Source organism: Gilliamella sp. Fer4-1 (assembly GCF_001690515.1).
GTDB lineage: Bacteria > Pseudomonadota > Gammaproteobacteria > Enterobacterales > Orbaceae > Gilliamella > Gilliamella apicola_C.
Map to the genome: position 1 here is coordinate 1 of NZ_LZGZ01000063.1, position 7589 is coordinate 7589.

At 34.9% G+C, this 7589-nt stretch carries 9 protein-coding genes; 8 read left to right on the plus strand and 1 reads right to left on the minus strand.

Annotation, left to right across the window (positions count from 1 at the left end; all coding sequences use genetic code 11):
• Together A9G30_RS02090 and A9G30_RS02095 are read left to right on the plus strand one after the other, a co-directional pair.
• A partial coding sequence (locus A9G30_RS02090) for a YggS family pyridoxal phosphate-dependent enzyme (RefSeq protein ID WP_065587890.1) occupies window positions 1–343 on the plus strand: 343 nt, incomplete at its 5' end.
• A 36-nt stretch (window positions 344–379) separates the two neighbouring features.
• On the plus strand, window positions 380–937 hold the full coding sequence (locus tag A9G30_RS02095; RefSeq protein WP_065587891.1) for a YggT family protein: 558 nt from the start codon (window positions 380–382) through the stop codon (window positions 935–937).
• A gap of 87 nt (window positions 938–1024) precedes the next feature.
• Here A9G30_RS02095 and A9G30_RS02100 read toward each other — a convergent pair whose 3' ends face one another.
• Complete coding sequence (locus A9G30_RS02100) at window positions 1025–1279, minus strand: helix-turn-helix domain-containing protein (protein WP_065582559.1); 255 nt, start codon at window positions 1277–1279, stop codon at window positions 1025–1027.
• A 151-nt stretch (window positions 1280–1430) separates the two neighbouring features.
• Here A9G30_RS02100 and A9G30_RS02105 point away from each other — a divergent pair, with 151 nt between their 5' ends.
• The 6 genes from A9G30_RS02105 to A9G30_RS02130 all read left to right on the plus strand — a co-directional run bounded on the left by A9G30_RS02105 (window position 1431) and on the right by A9G30_RS02130 (window position 7336).
• Window positions 1431–2120 (plus strand): LexA family transcriptional regulator, encoded by a 690-nt coding sequence (locus A9G30_RS02105; RefSeq protein WP_065587892.1) that lies wholly within the window; start codon window positions 1431–1433, stop codon window positions 2118–2120.
• Between the two features lie 258 nt (window positions 2121–2378).
• Window positions 2379–3491 carry a tRNA 2-thiouridine(34) synthase MnmA gene (mnmA, locus tag A9G30_RS02110; RefSeq protein WP_065587893.1) on the plus strand — a complete coding sequence of 371 codons (1113 nt, stop codon included), beginning with the start codon at window positions 2379–2381 and terminating at the stop codon, window positions 3489–3491.
• Window positions 3492–3504: 13 nt separating this feature from the next.
• Complete coding sequence (gene hflD / locus A9G30_RS02115; RefSeq protein ID WP_065567480.1) at window positions 3505–4143, plus strand: high frequency lysogenization protein HflD; 639 nt, start codon at window positions 3505–3507, stop codon at window positions 4141–4143.
• Window positions 4144–4199: 56 nt separating this feature from the next.
• Entirely contained in the window at window positions 4200–5567 is a 1368-nt protein-coding gene (purB, locus tag A9G30_RS02120) for an adenylosuccinate lyase (RefSeq protein ID WP_065587894.1), read from the plus strand.
• Window positions 5568–5690: 123 nt separating this feature from the next.
• Window positions 5691–6611, plus strand: coding sequence for a hydroxymethylbilane synthase (gene hemC / locus A9G30_RS02125; protein ID WP_065567482.1), 921 nt, complete (start codon window positions 5691–5693; stop codon window positions 6609–6611).
• Window positions 6608–7336, plus strand: coding sequence for a uroporphyrinogen-III synthase (locus A9G30_RS02130; RefSeq protein ID WP_065567483.1), 729 nt, complete (start codon window positions 6608–6610; stop codon window positions 7334–7336). The genes hemC and A9G30_RS02130 overlap by 4 nt, the downstream gene beginning before the upstream one ends.
• The last annotated feature ends 253 nt before the right edge of the window (window positions 7337–7589 follow it).

Sequence of the window (7589 nt, forward strand, 5' to 3'; positions counted from 1 at the left end):
CATGGCTAAATTAAATGTACTAATTCAAGTCAATATTAGCCAAGAAGCCAGTAAGTCAGGAGTTGCTCCTGAAGAAGTTGCGGGTTTAGTAAAACAAATTATTGCGCTACCCAATCTAAATTTACGCGGATTAATGGCCATTCCTGAAATAGAAGATGATTTTGGCAAACAATTAAATGTCTTTACCAAAATGCAGAAACTTTTGCATTCTTTACAAGCTGATTATCCATTTATGGACACATTATCCATGGGCATGAGTAGCGACATGCAAGCTGCGATTGTTGCAGGTAGCACGATGGTTCGTATTGGTACTGCTATCTTTGGGGCAAGACAGTATTTGTGATATATTGCCAAAATATATTTAGTTAAGGAGTTTTAAATGACATCACTTTATTTTTTAGGGAAATCGGTCTTAACGGCATGTTTATATATTTTAATTTTACGCTTATGGATGCAACGGGTACGTGTAAATTTCTATACCCCTTTTACCCAATTTATTGTTCGCATTACTCAACCCGTTATTGGCCCATTACGTAAAGCTATTCCATCAATTGGACGTATAGATACCGCTACTTGGTTGCTGTTATACCTATTTGCATTGATTAAAATTATTTTTATTTGTCATTATGGAATAATTAACACGCCAATTTGGTCTAGTGAATATCTTCTCTATGCTCTTGCAGCAATAGCTCATGCGTTTGGATATTTATTATTTTGGCTATTGTTATTTCGAGCAGTTTTAAGTTGGGTTAGTCGCGGGCAATCAAATGCAGATGAGCTTCTTGCTCAGTTAACGGAACCTTTTATTGCACCTATACGACGTATTGTGCCACCGATTGGTATGATTGATATTTCATTTATGATTTTTGTGTTTATTCTGATGTTTTTAAATATGTTCGCTGTCGATATTTTTGGCTATTTGTGGTTATTACTTTAAAACAAAATAAAAGGGAGCAATAGCTCCCTCAGATTATTTGTAAACCTCAATATAATTCACAGTATATTTTGCAAAAAAACAAAATAATCACATTTTAGTATTTTTTATATTTATATTATTTTGACCTTTTGATTGATAACGTGATGGCCAAATTTTTTCAACAGGAACTTGCAAATATTCAGAAATAATTCGCTCGTATTTAGGGCAATGTCGATATAATGCATTTCTCAAAGTATCGGCCTGCAATCCGCTAGCTCTCGACAATGCTCTTAAATTACCCCCTCTTATTTTAATTTCACCTACAACTCTAGATGGTGTCCAGTCTTGATCTTGTCCTCTCATTATGAGATCCTCTATTAGTTAAATTTTTGCTATTGTAAAGATTATCGGTATTACAATGCTCAAAATGTAAGAAATCACCTAGCAAAGAATAGCACATAAAAAAATGAATTAAAATAACAAAAACAAAAAAACACATGGAAAGGGACATAAAATGGCCAAAAACAACATAAAAAAACAATATGAAAAAGAAAAAACACGAGCACTAACCGATACAGGAGTAATTAATTTTAGAAATAGATTAAATCTAGTATTAGAAGGTATATCAGGTAATGCCTTTGCTAAAAAAGTTGGTATGTCGGAAGCTGTAATACGGGATTACCTGTCAGGGAAAACCTATCCAGCATTAAATAGACTAGCTATTATTGCCCAAAAATGCGATATTCCGATTGAGTGGCTAGTAACAGGTAAAGGTGAATGCCGTTTATTGCCAGAATCCGAACGTCACAGTTTTGTGCATATCCCATTTCACCATTTAAACGAAACGAATAAATCTTATTCAAAAATTGAATCAATTCCTTTTGATATTAACTTAATAAAACATCAATGTTGTGACTACGAAGACTTAGCTGCGGTATGGGCAAAAGGTGACAGTATGGAACCTACAATATCAAACCATGATATTCTTATTATCAACAAAACCTATTGCAAACCGATTGATGGCTACTTATATGCGGTAGAATATGAGGATCAAATTAGTATTAAGCGCATTCAAAATCAAGGTGCTAATTTAGCGTTACTTTGTGACAACCCTAAGTACCCTGCAATCATTGGTGATAAATCTGAATCTCAAGACTTTAAAATTATAGGTCTTGTTGTTTACTTATTGAAAGATCTTAACTAACTCTAATTAAGTATCTAAATAAAAACAGCTTTATGAATTTGAACTAATAAGGCTGTTTTAATTCCTTGTGATATCGTTTTTTTCCGTGGATGATAAAATATCAAAACTTTCAGAAAAAATGCGGTTTAGTACAATATTAACGCAAAAACCAAACTAACATGACAATCGCTATTAGCATAACTTTATGCTTTTTTCCTCTAGTTATGTTAAAATTAACATCAAATTTTTTTATTAATTTTACCTATTAATATAATCATTATGCCAAATATAAACACTCAAAAAAAAGTCGTTGTCGGTATGTCTGGTGGTGCTGACTCTTCTGTCTCTGCTTATTTATTACAACAACAAGGATATAATGTTGTTGGACTATTTATGAAAAACTGGGAAGAGGACGACACAGAAGAATATTGCTCAGCCGCTGCTGACTTAGCAGACGCCCAAGCTGTTTGTGATAAATTAAACATTAAACTACATACTATTAATTTTTCTGCCGAGTATTGGGATAATGTTTTTGAACATTTTTTATCTGAATACAAAGCAGGACGCACACCAAACCCTGATATTTTATGTAATAAAGAAATTAAATTTAAAGCATTTCTTGAATACGCAGCTGAAGATCTTGGTGCTGATTACATTGCAACTGGACATTATGTACGCAAACGAGAAGTAGATAATAAAGTTGAGTTACTGCGAGGTATCGACAACAATAAAGACCAGAGTTATTTTCTCTATACTCTTAGTGAATCGCAAATCCATCAAAGTTTATTTCCCGTTGGTGAACTTGAAAAACCTGAAGTGCGTAAAATTGCACAGCAACTTGGTCTAGTTACTGCAACTAAAAAAGACTCAACTGGTATCTGTTTTATTGGAGAACGCAAATTTAGTGACTTTTTAGCACGATATTTACCCGCTCAAGCAGGTAAAATTCGTACTGTCAATGGCGAGGTGATTGGTCAGCATCAAGGCCTTATGTATCATACGTTAGGACAACGAAAAGGCTTAGGAATTGGTGGACTGAAACAGGCAGATGACACGCCATGGTATGTTGTTGATAAAGATCTAACCAATAACGAATTGATTGTAGCGCAAGGTCATGATCACCCCGCACTGTTTTCAAATGGGTTAACTGCGCAGCAACTACATTGGGTTGACCGTAAAGTGGTAACCCAGCCATTTAGTTGTACCGTAAAAACACGCTACCGCCAACAAGACATAGCCTGCCAAGTTACTCCATTAACTGATGACAAAATCGAAGTTATTTTTGATAGCCCTGTTGCAGCTGTAACGCCAGGTCAATCAGCAGTATTTTATAACGGCGAGGTGTGCCTTGGTGGTGGTATTATAGAAGAACGAATAAAAGGCAGTAAGTAAGGAGTTCTAAAAAGTGAATAATAAATACCATCATATTGCTATTGCGCTTGCTGGTGCTGTACAAAGCGCAATATTAGTGCCTCAACTTGCTAACACTGGTGTTTGCAGTACCATAATTTATGAACAAGCAATAAAAAGCGTTTTTAAAATTACTCCAAAGACTACAGACGATGTTTATGATGGCATTGAAAACATCAAAACAGGATTACAAACATTAATACAACTATTATCATCGGGACAAAAAGAACAAACCCAAATTATTCGTTACCTGTTTGGCACACTTAGCATTACAAGCAAACTACTAAAAAATAATGACGCATTAGATAAGATAGATCAGCGATTAAAACGTATATCATCACTTTATCCCGATATAAGTGATGAAATTGTTAGAGCTCATATTGATGACCTATCTTATTCTTTAGCGGGAATTTATTCCGATATCATCAGCCCTATATCAACTAAAATTAAAGTGATTGGCAAAGTCGAGTTTTTGCAAAACACATTAGTGCAAGCTAAAGTAAGAACAGCACTTTTGGGTTGTGTTCGATCCGCCATTTTATGGTATCAAGTTGGTGGCAATCGTTTTCAACTTATTTTTAACCGCAAGCGCATTTGTAGCGCTGCACAGCAGCTATTAGAGCAAATTAATTGAGCAAACTAGCTTACACTTTATAACTGATATTTCAAAATAGCAACGGAGTTAAACCGATGGAATTATCTGCACTTACAGCCCTTTCTCCTATTGATGGGCGTTATGGCGAAAAAACAAGAGAATTACGCACCATTTTTAGCGAATATGGTTTATTAAAATACCGTGTCCAAGTCGAGATTTGTTGGCTAAAAAAATTAGCCTCACAAGCAGATATTTTAGAAATTCCAGCCTTAAGCCAATCAGCTATCAATCATCTGAACCAAATTATTGAACAATTTAGTGAACAAGATGCAAATCGCATTAAAAAAATTGAAAAAACAACCAATCATGATGTCAAAGCGGTGGAGTATTATTTAAAAGAAAAGGTCAGCACTAACGAGGAATTACACGCAATCAATGAATTTATTCATTTTGCCTGCACATCAGAAGACATTAACAACTTATCTTATGCATTAATGCTAAAAACAGCTAAAGAGTCTGTCTTAATTCCCTATTGGAATAAGCTAATTGATAACATTACCGCACAAGCAAAAGCTTATCGGGACTTACCACTACTTTCAAGAACACACGGTCAACCAGCTACACCCACAACAATCGGTAAAGAATTTGCCAATGTAGCTTACCGCCTAAAACGCCAATTAAAACAGTTACAATCGGTTGAAATATTGGGGAAAATTAACGGAGCGACAGGCAACTATAATGCACATATTGTGGCTTATCCACAAGTAAATTGGCATAAATTCAGTGAAGATTTTGTTTACTCACTAGGGCTAACATGGAATCCTTATACCACACAAATCGAACCTCATGACTATATTGCAGAATTCTTTGATTGTGTAGCACGCTTTAATACCATTCTAATCGACTTTGATCGTGATATTTGGGGCTATATTGCATTAAATCACTTCAAGCAAAAGACTATTGCAGGTGAAATAGGCTCTTCTACAATGCCACATAAAGTTAACCCGATTGACTTTGAAAACTCAGAGGGCAACTTAGGGCTTGCCAATGCTATCATAAAACATTTAGGCAGCAAATTGCCAATTTCTCGCTGGCAACGCGATCTAACTGACTCAACAGTCTTACGTAATCTTGGAGTTGGCATTGGTTATGCCATTATCGCTTACCAATCAACTTTAAAAGGATTAAATAAACTTGAAGTCAACGAGGCTTATTTACTTGAAGAGCTTAACTGTAATTGGGAAGTGCTTGCCGAGCCTATTCAAACAGTTATGCGTCGTTATGGAATAGAAAAACCCTACGAAAAATTAAAAGAATTAACTAGAGGGAAACGTGTTGATGCACAAGACATTAAACAATTTATCGACTCTTTAGCGTTGCCCGAAGCTGAAAAAATGCGATTAAAACAGCTAACCCCAGCTAACTATATCGGTTACGCAACGAGTTTTGTTGACAAACTATAATAATAATCACTTAAATCTAATAAATAGCCTGAAACGAGCTACTGCAAACCTTTCAGGCTGTAAAATAAACTCATTAATTGAGTCAAATAAAAGTATATAATTTGTAGAGATAGGAAACTGTAATTGAATATCCGCATTGCAACACGAAAAAGCCCTTTAGCTCTATGGCAAGCTAATTTTGTTAAGCAACAGCTATTAGCTGCTCACCCAAATTTAACGGTGGATTTGCTCCCTATGACAACTAAAGGTGATGTATTACTTGATAGCCCACTATCAAAAATTGGAGGAAAAGGTCTTTTTGTTAAACAACTAGAACAAGCAATACTAAATAATGAAGCAGATATTGCTGTCCACTCGATAAAAGATATTCCTGCTGAGTTTCCCGAAGGGCTAGCTCTCACGACAATTTGCAAACGAGATGATGTACGTGATGCGTTTATTTCAAATAAATATTCAAACCTAGATGAACTACCCAATAATGCAGTGGTTGGCACATCAAGCTTACGACGTCAATGTCAATTGCGAGCTAAATATCCACATTTACAAATTAAAGAACTTCGAGGTAATGTCGGCACTCGTTTAGCGAAGCTCGACAATAATGAGTATGACGCAATTATTTTAGCTGCAGTTGGCTTAAAACGGTTGGCATTAGATGGCAGAATCAAACAATATATTGATACCAGCTTAATTTTACCTGCTGTTGGACAGGGTGCGATTGGCATTGAAACAAGAACAAATGACAAGCAAATATTAGATATTCTTTCAGTGCTTGATGATAAAAATAGCCACATTTGTATCCAAGCTGAAAGAGCGATGAATAAAGCCTTACAAGGTGGTTGCCAAGTCCCCATTGCTTGCTATAGTCAATTAAATAATAATACCTTATTATTAGAGGGTCTTGTTGGATGCATTGATGGTTCTAACATAATCAAAGCCTCGTTAACTGGTAGTTTAACCGAAGCAGAAAGGCTAGGACAAGAGCTAGCAAATTGCCTGTTAAAACAAGGTGCAAAAACAATATTACAGGAATTACATCAAAAATGATTTTTGTAACCAGACCCTCTCCAGAGGGTGAAAAGCTTGCCCAACTATTTAATCAAGCAAACTTGCCAGCGCAGCATCTCCCATTTTTTAAAATCTCACAAGGAAATGAGCTTCTAAATTTACAAGAACAATTCAATAATCTTGTACCCAACGATATAGTCATTATTGTTTCACCGCAAGTTACGCATGTTATTAATGCACATTTTTCAAATCTAATATTGCCAACTAACATTCGTTATTACGCAATAGGCAAAAAGTCAGCACAATTATTCAGCCAATTCACTACAGCTAAAATCAACTATCCCGAAAAAGAAAATAGCGAAGGGTTATTGGCAAAACTTCAACAAGAATCTGTACAAAACCATACCATTTTAATTTTATGTGGCAATTCGGGACGACAATTATTAGCACAAACATTAACAAATCGAAAAGCTAAGGTTAAATCTATAGCGTGTTATGATCGCAAGCCAATCAACTATCCATCGAATATATTCTCTAGAAATACTGAAAACCAAATCATCATTATTACCAGCCTAGAACACTTAATCCAACTTGAGTTATATAGCAATCTTAAACATAAAATGCAGGTTAATCTTGTTGTCACAAGCCAACGAATCTTTGCAAAAGCCAAACAACTTAAATGGCAAAAAATTCTACTAGTCAATAGTGCCAATAATCAAAATCTGTTTGAGGCTGTAACGATAAACCATGCTATAACGACATAATAAAAATAGATTAATACGATGTTTATATGCCAAGTAAAACCATTAAAGGTACAAGATGAATGATCAATAAATACTGAGAAAAATGGTACTCGACTTCGAGCCGGCTGTTGTGAATCTAAAAATAAAATCAACTCAATTTAATAATAAACAAGCTACTTAAAAATAGTATATGATCTTTTTTCAATAAAAGAATAATCAAAATTTATTTAAAACGAGATTAACTCTGTGTCATAATGCCAATATAAATTTCTAA

Coding starts and splice junctions, on each gene's coding strand:
- A9G30_RS02095 (WP_065587891.1), top strand. CDS start 380: ATGACATCACTTTATTTTTTAGGGAAATCGGTCTTAACGGCATGTTTA.
- A9G30_RS02100 (WP_065582559.1), bottom strand. CDS start 1,279: ATGAGAGGACAAGATCAAGACTGGACACCATCTAGAGTTGTAGGTGAA.
- A9G30_RS02105 (WP_065587892.1), top strand. CDS start 1,431: ATGGCCAAAAACAACATAAAAAAACAATATGAAAAAGAAAAAACACGA.
- mnmA (WP_065587893.1), top strand. CDS start 2,379: ATGCCAAATATAAACACTCAAAAAAAAGTCGTTGTCGGTATGTCTGGT.
- purB (WP_065587894.1), top strand. CDS start 4,200: ATGGAATTATCTGCACTTACAGCCCTTTCTCCTATTGATGGGCGTTAT.
- A9G30_RS02130 (WP_065567483.1), top strand. CDS start 6,608: ATGATTTTTGTAACCAGACCCTCTCCAGAGGGTGAAAAGCTTGCCCAA.